At 71.7% G+C, this 13209-nt stretch carries 12 protein-coding genes; 8 read left to right on the plus strand and 4 right to left on the minus strand.

Translation table 11 applies throughout. From position 1 onward, the window contains the following. Genes BJ982_RS15900 through BJ982_RS15910 form a run of 3 tightly spaced genes read left to right on the plus strand, consistent with a single transcriptional unit; the run spans nt 1 to nt 3161 of the window. Nucleotides 1-1119 (plus strand): GNAT family N-acetyltransferase, encoded by a 1119-nt coding sequence (locus BJ982_RS15900; protein WP_184880853.1) that lies wholly within the window; start codon nt 1-3, stop codon nt 1117-1119. Then, nucleotides 1116-2384, plus strand: a complete 1269-nt coding sequence (locus BJ982_RS15905) for an MFS transporter (protein ID WP_184880855.1) — start codon at nt 1116-1118, stop codon at nt 2382-2384. The genes BJ982_RS15900 and BJ982_RS15905 overlap by 4 nt, the downstream gene beginning before the upstream one ends. A 45-nt stretch (nt 2385-2429) precedes the next feature. Continuing rightward, a complete protein-coding gene (locus tag BJ982_RS15910; protein ID WP_184880856.1) occupies nt 2430-3161 on the plus strand; it encodes a PIG-L deacetylase family protein in 732 nt (243 codons plus the stop codon). Between the two features lie 320 nt (nt 3162-3481). On the opposite strand, the gene BJ982_RS15915 is transcribed toward BJ982_RS15910, so the two are convergent. Further along, nucleotides 3482-3859: a hypothetical protein gene (locus tag BJ982_RS15915; protein ID WP_184880858.1), complete on the minus strand. Its 378-nt coding sequence runs from the start codon at nt 3857-3859 to the stop codon at nt 3482-3484. A 243-nt stretch (nt 3860-4102) separates the two neighbouring features. Between BJ982_RS15915 and BJ982_RS15920 the strand changes: the two genes are divergently transcribed. The 5 genes from BJ982_RS15920 (at nt 4103) to BJ982_RS15940 (ending at nt 8932) form a co-directional block, all read left to right on the plus strand. Continuing rightward, entirely contained in the window at nt 4103-5362 is a 1260-nt protein-coding gene (locus tag BJ982_RS15920; RefSeq protein ID WP_239123062.1) for an alpha/beta fold hydrolase, read from the plus strand. A gap of 175 nt (nt 5363-5537) precedes the next feature. Further along, nucleotides 5538-5834 carry a hypothetical protein gene (locus tag BJ982_RS15925; protein WP_184880860.1) on the plus strand — a complete coding sequence of 99 codons (297 nt, stop codon included), beginning with the start codon at nt 5538-5540 and terminating at the stop codon, nt 5832-5834. Between the two features lie 304 nt (nt 5835-6138). Continuing rightward, entirely contained in the window at nt 6139-6630 is a 492-nt protein-coding gene (locus BJ982_RS15930) for a MarR family winged helix-turn-helix transcriptional regulator (RefSeq protein WP_184880862.1), read from the plus strand. Between the two features lie 317 nt (nt 6631-6947). Then, nucleotides 6948-8390: an MFS transporter gene (locus BJ982_RS15935; protein ID WP_239123063.1), complete on the plus strand. Its 1443-nt coding sequence runs from the start codon at nt 6948-6950 to the stop codon at nt 8388-8390. After that, nucleotides 8387-8932 carry a MarR family winged helix-turn-helix transcriptional regulator gene (locus tag BJ982_RS15940; RefSeq protein WP_203959157.1) on the plus strand — a complete coding sequence of 182 codons (546 nt, stop codon included), beginning with the start codon at nt 8387-8389 and terminating at the stop codon, nt 8930-8932. The genes BJ982_RS15935 and BJ982_RS15940 overlap by 4 nt, the downstream gene beginning before the upstream one ends. Here BJ982_RS15940 and BJ982_RS15945 read toward each other — a convergent pair. The 3 genes from BJ982_RS15945 to BJ982_RS15955 all read right to left on the minus strand — a co-directional run bounded on the left by BJ982_RS15945 (nt 8913) and on the right by BJ982_RS15955 (nt 13004). Next, nucleotides 8913-9947: a family 2 encapsulin nanocompartment cargo protein polyprenyl transferase gene (locus BJ982_RS15945; RefSeq protein WP_184880866.1), complete on the minus strand. Its 1035-nt coding sequence runs from the start codon at nt 9945-9947 to the stop codon at nt 8913-8915. The two genes, BJ982_RS15940 and BJ982_RS15945, sit on opposite strands and share 20 nt — an antisense overlap. A gap of 161 nt (nt 9948-10108) precedes the next feature. Next, the gene (locus BJ982_RS15950; protein ID WP_311772274.1) at nt 10109-11509 is read right to left on the minus strand and encodes a family 2B encapsulin nanocompartment shell protein; all 1401 of its coding nucleotides are present in this window, start codon (nt 11507-11509) and stop codon (nt 10109-10111) included. A 91-nt stretch (nt 11510-11600) separates the two neighbouring features. Beyond that, the gene (locus BJ982_RS15955) at nt 11601-13004 is read right to left on the minus strand and encodes a family 2B encapsulin nanocompartment shell protein (protein WP_311772275.1); all 1404 of its coding nucleotides are present in this window, start codon (nt 13002-13004) and stop codon (nt 11601-11603) included. Nucleotides 13005-13209: the final 205 nt, after the last annotated feature.

Consider the following 13209-nt stretch of genomic DNA (forward strand, 5'->3'; position numbering starts at 1 on the left):
GTGACCACGACGACACCCGGCCCCGTCGCGCGCACCGCCACGCGGTTCGAGGTCCGCGAGGGGCTGCCCGACGATTGGGACGCCCGGACGGGCGACGCCCCGGCGAGCCTGAGCGCCCGCTGGATCGGCCTGGCCCAGGCGCGGATCCCCGGCGGCCTGCGCACCTTCGGCCTGTACGAGGACGACCGGCTCGCCGTCGCCTTCTGCGGCGGCGTCCAGGACGCCCCCACCGGCCACCCCAGGTTCGACCCGTACGCGGTGCTCAGCGGCGCGTCGGCGACCGACGACGTGCCGCTCGCCACCGAGGGGCCACACCCCTGGAAGGACGCCGACCCGGCCGAGGTGTTCCCCTGCTGCCTGGTCATGTTCCCCAACTACGAGACCGCCCCCGCCGGGCACGGCGCCCGCGACCGCGCCCTCGCGGGCCGGTTCGTCGCCGGGCTCGACGCCTGGGCCAGGGACAACGGCGCCCGCAGCGTCGCCTACCTGTACCTGAGGCCCGACTACCCCGAGTTCGCCGGCGCGCTGCGCGAGACCGGGTACACGACGATCCCCATGGTCGAGCGCTGCGACATGCGCGTCACCTGGAACGACTTCGACGGCTACCTCGCCACGCTCAGCCGCAACCGGCGCACGATCGCGCGCCGCGAGCTGCGCGAGACCCGCGAGCGCGGCATCGTCGTCGCCGAGCGCCGCGTCACCGGCGACGAGCCCGAGCTGGTGCGGCTGCGCTGCAACCTGATCGCCAAGTACGGCGGCACGCCCGACCCCGAGCGCGAGGCGTTCTCGCTGCGCTACCTGCGCGACCATTTCGGCGCCGACGACCTGCTGCTCATCGAGGCACGCAGGGACGGTGACCTGCTGGCCTTCAGCCTGTTCATCCGCGACGGGGCGAGCTGGTCGGTGCTCATGAACGGCACCGACTACGACGACCCCGACGCCTCGTTCACCTACTTCACCACGATGTTCTACCGCCCCGCCCAGCTCGCCCCGGCGGCCGGCGTGCGCACCATCGGGTACGGCATCGGCACCATCGACGCCAAGCGTTCCCGGGGATGCAGGACCAGCACGCTCCAGGCCGCCGTCCGGGCGATCGACCCGATGGGAGTGACGACGTGACCGCCACCGCGCCCCCGGAAACGCCCACCCCGCCCGCCCGGGGCAGGCTCGCCCGGCTACTGCCGCCGCCCGGCCCCGGCCGGATGCTCGTCATCTGCTCGGCGGTGGCGAGCGTCGGCAACGGCCTCTACCTGTCGGGGTCGGCCATCTACTTCATCCGCGAGGTGGGCCTGTCCTCCTGGCAGGTCGGGCTCGGCCTGTCGCTGGTCGGGCTGATCAGCCTGCCGATCAACGTGCCGCTCGGCTACCTCGCCGACCGGTTCGGCCCGCGCGAGGTCACGATCCTGACCACGCTCACCAAGGTCGTCGCGCTCATCGCCGCGATGTTCGTCGCGAACTTCCCGATGTACCTGCTGGTGGTCGGGGTGCTCGGCGTCGCCGACAGCGGCGGGCAGGTCGCCAGGGGCGCGCTGATCTCCGGCCTCATGGGCAGGGAGGGCAGGGTCGCGCTGTCGGCGTACCTGCGCTCGGTGTTCAACGCGGGCTTCACGCTGGGCGTGCTCGGCGCGGGCATCGTCATCGCCTTCGACACCCGGCCCGCGTACCTGTCGCTGATGCTCGGCAACGCCGCCGCGATGGTGCTGGCCGCGATCCTCTACCTGCGGCTGCCCCGGGTGCCCGGCACGCGCGGCGAGAAGAAGCGCGAGGGCGGCGGCTGGCTCGCGCTGCGCGACTGGCCCTACCTCGCGGTCGCCCAGGTGGCCGGCATCGCCCGCCTCGGCCCCACGCTCGCCGCCGTCGGCCTGCCGGTGTGGCTGGTCACCCGGACCGACGCCCCTCGCGCCCTGGCCGCCTGGCTGTACGCGATCAACACGCTGATGGTCGTGCTGCTGCAGGTCCGCGCCGCCCGCGGCGCCGACACGGTGCCCGGGGCCGCGCGCCTGCAACGCTGGACGTTCCTCGGGCTCGCGGGCGCGTGCGTCGTCACCGGCCTCGCCTCCGGGGCACCGCCCCTCCTCGCCACCGCGATCATGGTGGTCGGCATGGTCGTCTTCACGCTGGGCGAGATCTGGGGCGAGGGCGCCCGCTGGGGCCTGCGGTACGAGCTGGCCCCCGACCACGCGCAGGGCCAGTACGGCGGCATGTTCTCGACCGGAGACGCGCTCGCCGCCATCGCCGGGCCCACGCTGGTCACCGTCCTGCCCGAACGGTTCGGCCTCGCCGGGTGGATCGCGCTGGCGGTCATCTTCCTCGCCGGGCTCGCCGCGAGCGGCCCGGTGATCCGCTGGGCCGAGCGCACCCGGCCGCGGTTCGTCACCGCGTAGCCCCCGTAGGACCCTGCTCACCTCACGCGGGAAGGTTGGTGGATCATGCCGGAGCCGTACGCCCCGATGCCCGACGACTGGCAGCGCGCGCTCGCGGTCGTCGCGCACCCGGACGACCTGGAGTACGGCCCGGCGTGCGCGGTCGCGGCCTGGACCGCGGCGGGCAAGGACGTCGCCTACCTCATCGTGACCCGGGGGGAGGCGGGCATCGACTCGCTGCCCCCCGAGCAGGCCGGGCGGGTGCGCGAGCGGGAGCAGATCGAGGCCGCCGCGATCGTCGGCGTGGAACAGGTGGAGTTCCTCGGCCACCGGGACGGCGTCGTCGAGTACGGGCTGCCGCTGCGGCGTGACATCGCCGCGGCGATCCGCAGGTTCCGGCCGGACGTCCTGATCGGGCTCAACTACCACGAGCGGTGGCGCAGCGGCGACTGGAACTCCCCGGACCACCGCAACGTCGGCGTCGCCCTGCTCGACGCCGCCGGCGACGCCGGGAACCGCTGGATCTTCCCCGAACTGGCGGAGCAGGGCCTCGCGCCGTGGCCGGGCGTGCGCTTCGCGGCCATGGGCGGATCGCCGCACGCCGCACACGCCGTCGACGTCTCGGGCAGCCTGGACAAGGGCGTCGCCGCGCTGGAGGCCCACCGCTCCTACCTCCCCGCGCTCGGCCCCGGCCACCCGATGTCCGACGCGCGCGGGTTCCTGGAGGCCAAGACCCGCAGATTCGGCGAGAGATTCGACGGAATTCCCTGCATCGCCTTCGAGGTCATCGGAATCTGAGAAAGGCACGGAAACGTCGGTACGGGCATGGAGGTGAAGGGGGGATTTCCACCTCCATGCCCGCACGGCGGGTGGGGTCTGCGTCGCTCCTTCTCTCGCGGGGTCCGCGGTCGCGGATGTCAGAACGGGGCCGGGGAAGTCGGCCGGCGGCTGGTGGCGCGCGGGGCGGGGGCGGACGCTCGCGCGAGGCCGGGGGGCCGTCGCGAGACGGGCCGCGACGGCCAGGGGGACGGTTGGGGGGACGCCGCCCCCGCCGCGCGCCCGAGCCGCGGGCGGCCGGATCGTGGAAGGTCACGTCGCTGGCCGGCGTCGCGGCGTCGTCAGTTGAGCTGCCGCTTGTCCCACACCTTGGGCAGGTCCCAGACCTCGGACACGTCCCAGACGGGCGCGCGGTCCCAGACCCGGGACTCGTCCCAGACCTCGGGGAGGCGTCCGGGCGTGAACGCGTCCCACACCGTGAGGCCGTCCCACACGTCGTGGGCGTCCCAGACCCTCAGGCCGTCCCAGACCTTGCGGAGTTCCTCCTCGGAGTCCCAGACCCGGTAGGCGTCCCAGACCTCCAGCGCGTCCCAGACGTCGAAGGCGTCCCAGCTCTCGTAGTGGTCCCAGACCTTCAGGTGATCCCAGACCTCCTGGCGGTCCCACACCGTTGGGTCGCGGCCGAGGGCGACGCCCGTGGAGACGACGGAGACAGTCATTTCGCGATCCCTTTCCCTTCTGTTTCTCTTCTGGCTTCCTTTCGTAGAGTCAACTGTGCGCCCCGGGACGGTTCCCTTTCCAGATGAACGACGTTCATGAAGTTGTCCGCGCACAACCGGTTCCTGCCAGCGGCGCGCTGGACGTTTCGGCGCGCACGTTATTCAATGGCGCTTCGCGGGCGGGACGTGCGGGCAGGGCGTACGGATAGGGCGGCGGGCCGTCTGACGGAAGGAATCCACCACATGATCCACATGCCGGGGATGGCGGTCACCGACCACCACTTCAGCGTCCCGCTCGACCACGCCGACCCGGGCGGGCCCGGCATCACCGTCTTCGCCCGCGAGATCGCCGACCCGGCGCACGCGGGACAGGACCTGCCCTTTCTGCTGTTCCTCCAGGGCGGCCCCGGCGGCAAGTCGCCCCGCCCGCCGCGCGCCGACGGCTGGATCGCCCACGCGCTGCGCACGCACCGCGTCCTGTTGCTCGACCAGCGCGGCACCGGCCGCAGCACGCCGGTCACCGCCGCGACCGCCGCCCGCCTCGGCGACGACCTGGCCGCCTACCTGCGCCACTTCCGCGCGGACGCGATCGTCGCCGACGCCGAGCACATCCGCCGCGCCCTGTGCGGCGACCGTCCGTGGGAGACGCTCGGCCAGAGCTACGGCGGGTTCATCACCCTGACCTACCTGTCCCAGGCCCCCGAGGGGCTGCGCGCCTGCTACGTGACGGGCGGCCTGCCCGGCCTCGCCGCGACCGCCGACGAGGTCTACGCGCGCACCTATCCCCGGGTGAGGGACAAGGTCGAGCGCTACTACGCGCGCTACCCCGGCGACGTGGCCACGGTCGCCGCGATGGCGGCCCACCTCGCCGAGAACGACGTGCGGCTGCCCGACGGCGACCGGCTGACCGTGCGCCGCCTCCAGACGCTCGGCATGGCGCTCGGCATGGGCGACGGCGCCGAGCGGCTGCACTGGCTGTTCGACGAGGCGTGGGACGGCGCGGCGCCGTCGGACACCTTCCTGCGCCAGGTGATGGCGCTGACCGCGTTCGCCGAGCAGCCGCTGTACGGGGTGCTCCAGGAGGTCATCTACGCCCAGGGCGGCACGCCGACCGCGTGGGCGGCCGAGCGGGCGCTCGCCTCGCGCCCGGAGTTCGCGCCCGGGGCCGAGCCGCCGCTGTTCACCGGCGAGATGTTCTACCCGTTCATGTTCGAGGAGTTCAGCGGGCTGCGCCCCTTCGCGGAGGCCGCCCACGCGCTGGCCGAGGCGCGGGACTGGCCGCCGCTGTACGACCCCGCGCGGCTCGCGGCCAACACGGTGCCGGTGGCCGCGATCGTGTACCACGACGACATGTACGTCGACGCCGAGCTCTCGCTGCGCACCGCCAGGTCGGTGGGCAACCTGCGGCACTGGGTCACCAACGAGTGGGAGCACGACGGCGTGCGCGCCTCGGGCGACCGGGTCCTGTCCCGCCTGATGGACCTGGCGGCGGGACGCCTCTGACCCGCGGCCCGGGGCCGTTGCCCGGCGTCCGGGCCCGTTGCCCGGCGTGCCTGGGGTCCGTGTTGGACGCGGCACAACCGATATTCGCCCGGACTTCACCTCAAGGCTATTTGAGTCCGTATATTTTGGGGAAAATAACCATAAATCGGTGCCCACCTGGCGAGGGGCGGTTCGGATGGGCGACCTGGACACGGCTTCCCCGGCCGCGCTGACCGGCGACGACACGCGCGGATCGTGCACGGACGACCCGACGCTCGCGGCGCTGATCGGCGCGCTGAGCGAGAAGGGGGTCAAGGTCCGGGTACTCGACCGCGCCCGCCACCCCGGCGCCGGCGGGCCGGCCGTGCACACGGTGTACGTCGAGTGCGAACTCGGCGGCACTCTCTACTGGGGCACGGGCGTGGGTGCCAACGACGCCGTCGCCTTGTGCAAGGGCGTCGCGAGCGCGATCGGCCGCGCTCACCCCGCCTGAGCGCCGTCCGGCCGCGCCGGCTCCGGCCGGGCGCCGCCTCCGATACACCCCGCCCTGAGGCCGCTCGCCGAGTCGCCGCCGGCTGCTGATCACGTCGACGCCTCTCCTCAGGCGTCGACGATGTGCTGAACGGTGTCCGTCGCACGAGGGACGACGTGTCCCGGTGCGGCCCGTCGGCGGGGGACGGGGTGGAGTGGGGGTAGCCGTTCGGAGATCGTGGCGCAAGTATTGTCTTGGTGGAAGGGTAATTAAGCTCACTAAGGAAAGCGTTTCAGCTAGCCAAGGGAAATGGGATGGGATACCAATGGCGGAGAAGTCCCGTTCGCAGCTGCTCGCCCTGGTTCACGAGGCGATACGCTCCTACACGGCCGGAGCCGTGCTGCGCAGCCAGGTCGTAGCCGACCGGCTGGGGTTGAACGCCACCGACTCCCGCTGCCTGGACATCCTGCGCCGCACCGGCCCCATCACGGCCGGACAGCTCGCCGAGCTGACCGGGCTCACCACCGGCGCCATCACCGGCGTCGTCGACCGCCTGGAGAAGCCCGGCCACGTCCGCAGGGTCAGGGACGCGGAGGACCGGCGCCGCGTGATCATCGTGCCGGTCCCCGAGGAGGAACTGCCCCTCGACGCCTGCCTGCGGGACGTCGCCCGCCGCCTGGAGGAGTTCCTCGGCACCTACACCGACGACCAGCTCGCCGTGATCCTGGACTTCCTCAGCCGCTCCGCGGAGATCGCGCCGAGCGAGATCACCGCCATCCGCGACAAGGCCGCCCGCCTGGCCTCCCCGGCGACCTGAGCGCCGAGGCGTGCTCACCCGCGGTTCGGTGGGGTACGGGCGCCGCGGCGGGTGGGGGACAGCCACGAGCCCGCGGCCGGCCGCTGTCCCCCTGAGCGCGGCGACGGCTGAGCCCGGCCCGAACGCGCTGCGCGGCACCCGGCCGGCATTCCTTGACGGAGCCCGCCGCGGGTGACCGGCCGTCGCACGCCCCCACGACCACCGTCCTTCCCGTCCACGGGTGTGCGTAGCAACAGGTCATAGGCATAAATCGGCCTATTGTCGGCATGAGTTGTACTGTGGAAATCGTTGTACTCCTACAACGATCGTGGAGGGCCGTGACCGCACCCAGCCGCCGCAGGCGAATCCTGATCCTGGCGATCTGCTGCATGAGCCTGCTGATCGTCGGGCTGGACAACACGATCGTGAACGTCGCCCTGCCCGCCATCGAGCGCGACCTGCACGCCCCCGTCTCCGGCATGCAGTGGACGGTCGACGCCTACATCCTCGTGCTCGCCGGCCTTTTGTTGCTGTCCGGCTCCACGGCCGACCGCATCGGACGGCGGCGCACCTTCCAGCTCGGCCTGGTGATCTTCGCGGTGGGTTCGCTGCTGTGCGGGCTCGCCCCCAGCCTCGGGTGGCTGATCGCCTTCCGGGTGCTCCAGGCGATCGGCGGCTCCATGCTCAACCCGGTCGCCATGTCGATCATCACGAACACCTTCACCGACCCCCGCGAGCGGGCCCGCGCGATCGGCCTGTGGGGCGGCGTGGTCGGCGTCAGCATGGCCCTCGGCCCGGTCGTCGGCGGCGCCCTGGTGGACACCTCCGACTGGCGCGCGATCTTCTGGATCAACGTGCCCGTCGCGATCGCCGCGATCGTGCTCACCGCCCTGTTCGTCCCCGAATCCCGCGCCCCGCACCCCCGCCGCGTCGACCCGGTCGGGCAGGTGCTGGTCATCCTGGCGCTCGGCTCGCTGACGTACGGCATCATCGAGGCCCCCGGCCTCGGCCTCGGCTCCCCGCTGATCATCGCGTCCTTCGCCGTCGCCGCGGCCGCGATCGCCGGGTTCGTCGCCTACGAGCCCCGGCGGCGCGAACCCCTCATCGACCTGCGCTTCTTCCGCAGCGCCCCCTTCTCGGGCGCCTCGGCCATCGCGCTGTGCGTGTTCGCCGCGTTCGGCGGCTTCCTGTTCCTCAACACGCTCTACCTTCAGGACGTGCGCGGCCTGTCCCCGCTGTCCGCCGGCCTGTGCACGCTGCCGATCGCCGCGATGACCGTGATCTTCGCCCCTCTGTCGGGGAAGCTGGTCGGCGACAGGGGCCCGCGGACGCCTCTGGTCGTCGCGGGGGCCGGCATCTGCGCCGGCGGCCTCATGCTCACGCCGCTCACCGCGCACACCCCGCTGCCGTGGCTGCTCGCCGGGTACGCCGTGTTCGGCCTCGGGTTCGCCATGGCCAACGCGCCCATCACCAACACCGCGGTCTCCGGCATGCCGCGCGCGCAGGCCGGGGTGGCGGCGGCCATCGCCTCCACCGGCCGTCAGGTCGGGCAGTCCTTCGGCGTGGCCATCGCCGGATCGGTGCTGGCCTCCGGCATGGCCGGATCGCCGGGCGCGGGCTTCGCGCACGCCAGCCGGGCCGGGTGGTGGATCGTCGCGGGGTACGGCGCCCTGGTGCTCGTCCTCGGCCTGCTCACCACGGGCAGGTGGGCGAAGGCCACCGCGGAGCGCACCGCCTCCTGCCTCGTCGCGGACGGCGCCCGTCCCCAGGCCGTGTCATGACCGCCTCCGGTGTCCCGGAGGCGTCCGGGGACCTGGCCGCGCGCGTGTGGCGCGAGATGCGGACCATGGTGCTCGACCTGCACGACCGCCGCAGACAGGTCTGCGCCGCGCTCGACATGAGCTTCGTCAGGGCCAAGGCCCTGCGCCGCCTGGCCGCCGAGCCCGCGACGCTGCGGCGGCTGGCCGCCGACCTGGCCACCGACGCGCCGTACACCACCGTGATCGTGGACGATCTGGTGCGGCGCGGGCTGGTCGTGCGCGAGGTGCACCCCGGCGACCGCCGCCAGAGGATCGTCACGATCACCGAGGCGGGCGCGCGGGCCGCGGCGCTGGCGGAGTCGATCCTGAGCGAGCCGCCCGCGCCGCTGCGCGCCCTCGACCCCGCCGACCTCGCGACACTGCACCGCATCCTGCGCACGCTCACCGGCCCGGACGGCCCAGGCGGTCCCGAGGACGCGGACAGCGCAGGGGGCCGCGATGACGCGGACGGCCCAGGCGGTCCCGAGGGCCCGCCGGGCCGGGTCAGTGGTCGCGGTGGGTGATCAGGTGGGCCAGCGCGCGCAGCTCGGCGGCGGCTCCCGGCACGGGTGAGGCCGCGGCCAGATGGCCCAGGGCCTCGCGCAGCAGCTCGCCGGCCTGCTGGGTGCTCCAGGCGCGCCCGCCCGCCAGCTCGACCAGCTCGGCGGCGCGCACCAGATCCGGCCCCGCGGGCGGCTCCTCCCTGCCGTACAGGGCGGCCAGCTCGTCGCCGGCCGGGGACCCGGAGGACAGGGCGGCGACCACGGGCAGCGACTTCTTGCGGTTGCGAAGATCGGAATGGATCGGCTTGCCCGTGACGGCGGGATCGCCCCAGATGCCGAGCAGATCGTCCACGAACTGGAACGCCAGGCCGAGGCGGTCGCCGAACGCCCGCAGGCGCTTTACCCGCTCGGGCGCGGCCCCGCCGAAGAGCGCGCCGAGCGCGCAGGAGGCCCCGAGCAGCGCGCCGGTCTTGGACTCGGCCATGCTCAGGCATTCCTGGAGGCCGACGTCGCCGCGCGTCTCGAAGGAGGTGTCGGCGCCCTGCCCGTCGATCAGGTCGAGGACGGTAGCCCCGAGCAGGCGGCCCCCCTCGGCGGCGGCGGGGTGGCCGCTGGCGGCGAGCGCGTCGAAGGCGAGCGTGAGGAGGGCGTCACCGGCCAGGATCGCCGGGCTCATCCCGAACACGCTCCACGCCGTCGCCCGGTGCCGCCGGGTCAGGTCGCCGTCCATCACGTCGTCGTGCAGGAGCGAGAAGTTGTGCACCAGCTCGACGGCGACCGCGGCGGGCACCGCCGCACCGGCGCCCGCGCCGACGGCCTCGGCGGAGAGCAGGGCCAGCGCCGGGCGGACGGCCTTGCCGCCGCCGCCCACGGCCGGGGCGCCGTGCCGGTCCAGCCAGCCGAAGTGGTAGCCCGCGACGTGCCGCATCGACGGGCGCAACGACTCGACGGCGGCCCGCAGCGCCGGACCGGCCTGGTCGCGGCTCCAGGCCAGCACTTCGTGGGCCTGACGCCCTGTGGTGGTCAGTTCGACCATGCGCGCCCCTTTCCGTCCGGCGCGCCCCGGAAGCCGGGTGCGCCGGGAAAGCTGTCGTGGACTTCATCACACGCGCCCGGACCGATCGGTGCCATGCCATCGGGAACCTGGCGCCCTCACTGAGCGGCTGAAGCGGCCGGGGAGTCCGGCCCTGCCCCCGGTCAGTGGCCGATCTCGACGTTCTCCAGGACGCCGAGCGCGTCGGGCACCAGGACCGCCGCGGAGTAGTAGGTGGAGACCAGGTAGGAGATGACCGCCTGGTCGTTGACGCTCATGAAGCGGACCGACAGCCCGGGCTCGTACTCCTCCGGCAGGCCCGTGTACCACAGGCCGATCACGCCCTCGTCCTCCTGCCCCGTGCGCATGACCAGGATCGACGACGTGCGGCTCTCGCTGATCGGGATCTTGTCGCAGGGCAGCAGCGGGACGCCGCGCCAGGACGCGACGGTCTGGCCGTCGATCTCGGTGGTCTGCGGGTAGACGCCGCGGCGGCTGCACTCGCGCCCGAACGCGGCGATGGTCAGCGGATGGGCCAGGAACAGGTGTGACCGCCTGCGCCGGCAGAGGAGCTCGTCGAGGTCGTCGGGGGTTGGGGGGCCGGTGCGGGTGTGGATGCGTTGTTTGAGGTCGGCGTTGTGGAGGAGGCCGAAGTCGGTGTTGTTGATGAGTTCGTGTTCTTGGCGTTCGCGGAGGGCTTCGATGGTGAGGCGGAGTTGTTGGTGGGTTTGGTTCATGGGGTGGTTGTAGAGGTCGGCGATGCGGGTGTGGATGCGGAGGATGGTTTGGGCGACGGAGAGTTCGTATTCGCGGGGGGTGGTTTCGTAGTCGACGAAGGTGCCGGGGAGGTGGGGTTCTCCGGTGTGGCCTGAGGTGATGGTGATGGTGGCTTCGCCGTGTTTGTTCTGTGGGTGGTGGGGGGTGTTCTGGTGTTGTTGGAGGTGGGTGGCGAGGGTGGGGTTGATGGCGAGGAGTTGTTGGAAGTCTTGGCGGGTGAGGGTGAGGGTTGTGGTGGGGGTGACGGCTTGGATGGTGTGTTGCCAGGTGGTGTCGCCGGTGGTGGTGAGGGTGTGGTCGCCGTAGTGGTCGCCGTCGGCGAGGGTGGCGAGGATGGTGTTGTCGCCGTAGGGGCCGGTGCCGATTTTGTTGACTTTGCCGTGGGCGATGAGGATGAGGCGGTCGGCGGGTTGGCCGGTTTGGGTGATGGTTTCGCCGGTTTGGTGTTGGTTTTGGGTGAAGCGTTGGGCGAGGGCGTGGAGGGTGTCGTCGTCGTCGAAGTGGCGGAGCAGGGGGAGTTCGCGTAGTTCTTGGGGGATGACGTGGATGTCGGTGCCTTGGCTGGTGAAGCTGAGGCGGCCGTCGCCGATGGCGTAGGACAGGCGGCGGTTGACGCGGTAGGTGCCGCCGCTGGTGTGGATCCAGGGGAGCATGCGCAGCAGCCAGCGCGAGGAGATGTTCTGCATCTGGGGCTGCGATTTGGTCGTTGTGGCCAGGTTGCGGGCGGCCGTGGTGGCCAGTGCCTGCTGGGCCTGGTTCTCCGGCGTTATATCGGTTGTCTCGGTCACAACCCACACCACCGATCCGTGGAAAGGACAAGGGAAGGACGCCGTGGCGCGGGCCCGGTGCGGGCCCGCGGGCGGCGTCGGCGGGCGTGGCTCAGTGGCCGATCTCGACGTTCTCCAGGATGCCGAGCGCGTCGGGGACCAGGACGGCGGCCGAGTAGTAGGTGGAGACCAGGTAGCTGATGATGGCCTGGTCGTTGACGTTCATGAAGCGGACCGACAGGCCGGGCTCGTACTCGTCGGGGATGCCGGTCTGCCACAGGCCGATGACGCCCTGGTGCTGCTCGCCGGTGCGCATCAGCAGGATGCTGCTGGTGCGGGTGTCGGTGATGGGGATCTTGTTGCAGGGCAGCAGGGGGACGCCGCGCCAGGAGGGGATGGCGTGGCCGTGCAGGTCGGTGCTCTGCGGGTAGACGCCGCGGCGGCTGGCCTCCCGGCCGAAGGCGGCGATGGTGAGCGGGTGCGCCAGGAAGAACGCCGGCTCCTTCCACACGGTCGCCAGCAGGTCGTCGAGGTCGTCGGGGGTTGGGGGGCCGGTGCGGGTGTGGATGCGTTGTTTGAGGTCGGCGTTGTGGAGGAGGCCGAAGTCGGTGTTGTTGATGAGTTCGTGTTCTTGGCGTTCGCGGAGGGCTTCGATGGTGAGGCGGAGTTGTTGGTGGGTTTGGTTCATGGGGTGGTTGTAGAGGTCGGCGATGCGGGTGTGGATGCGGAGGATGGTTTGGGCGACGGAGAGTTCGTATTCGCGGGGGGTGGTTTCGTAGTCGACGAAGGTGCCGGGGAGGTGGGGTTCTCCGGTGTGGCCTGAGGTGATGGTGATGGTGGCTTCGCCGTGTTTGTTCTGTGGGTGGTGGGGGGTGTTCTGGTGTTGTTGGAGGTGGGTGGCGAGGGTGGGGTTGATGGCGAGGAGTTGTTGGAAGTCTTGGCGGGTGAGGGTGAGGGTTGTGGTGGGGGTGACGGCTTGGATGGTGTGTTGCCAGGTGGTGTCGCCGGTGGTGGTGAGGGTGTGGTCGCCGTAGTGGTCGCCGTCGGCGAGGGTGGCGAGGATGGTGTTGTCGCCGTAGGGGCCGGTGCCGATTTTGTTGACTTTGCCGTGGGCGATGAGGATGAGGCGGTCGGCGGGTTGGCCGGTTTGGGTGATGGTTTCGCCGGTTTGGTGTTGGTTTTGGGTGAAGCGTTGGGCGAGGGCGTGGAGGGTGTCGTCGTCGTCGAAGTGGCGGAGCAGGGGGAGTTCGCGTAGTTCTTGGGGGATGACGTGGATGTCGGTGCCTTGGCTGGTGAAGCTGAGGCGGCCGTCGCCGATGGCGTAGGACAGGCGGCGGTTGACGCGGTAGGTGCCGCCGCTGGTGTGGATCCAGGGGAGCATGCGCAGCAGCCAGCGCGAGGAGATGTTCTGCATCTGGGGCTGCGATTTGGTCGTTGTGGCCAGGTTGCGGGCGGCCGTGGTGGCCAGTGCCTGCTGGGCCTGGTTCTCCGGCGTTATATCGGTTGTCTCGGTCACAACCCACACCACCAATCCCTGAAGCAATGAACGGGGGAACAAGGGATCACTCGGATTACTCGGCCAGGAAGGCCGTGCGCAGTGGGGTGATGCCGTCGGCGCGATATCGCTGAATTCCACCGGCGCGGGGCCGGCGGACGCCCGGCGGCCGGACGACGGACGGAGTGCGATTCCGTGTCGCCGGTCGCCGCCTTACAGGAGGGTC

This window comes from Sphaerisporangium siamense (genome assembly GCF_014205275.1).
Lineage (GTDB): Bacteria > Actinomycetota > Actinomycetes > Streptosporangiales > Streptosporangiaceae > Sphaerisporangium > Sphaerisporangium siamense.

Coding starts and splice junctions, on each gene's coding strand:
- BJ982_RS15910 (WP_184880856.1), top strand. CDS start 2,430: ATGCCGGAGCCGTACGCCCCGATGCCCGACGACTGGCAGCGCGCGCTC.
- BJ982_RS15915 (WP_184880858.1), bottom strand. CDS start 3,859: ATGACTGTCTCCGTCGTCTCCACGGGCGTCGCCCTCGGCCGCGACCCA.
- BJ982_RS15920 (WP_239123062.1), top strand. CDS start 4,103: ATGATCCACATGCCGGGGATGGCGGTCACCGACCACCACTTCAGCGTC.
- BJ982_RS15925 (WP_184880860.1), top strand. CDS start 5,538: ATGGGCGACCTGGACACGGCTTCCCCGGCCGCGCTGACCGGCGACGAC.
- BJ982_RS15930 (WP_184880862.1), top strand. CDS start 6,139: ATGGCGGAGAAGTCCCGTTCGCAGCTGCTCGCCCTGGTTCACGAGGCG.
- BJ982_RS15940 (WP_203959157.1), top strand. CDS start 8,387: ATGACCGCCTCCGGTGTCCCGGAGGCGTCCGGGGACCTGGCCGCGCGC.
- BJ982_RS15945 (WP_184880866.1), bottom strand. CDS start 9,947: ATGGTCGAACTGACCACCACAGGGCGTCAGGCCCACGAAGTGCTGGCC.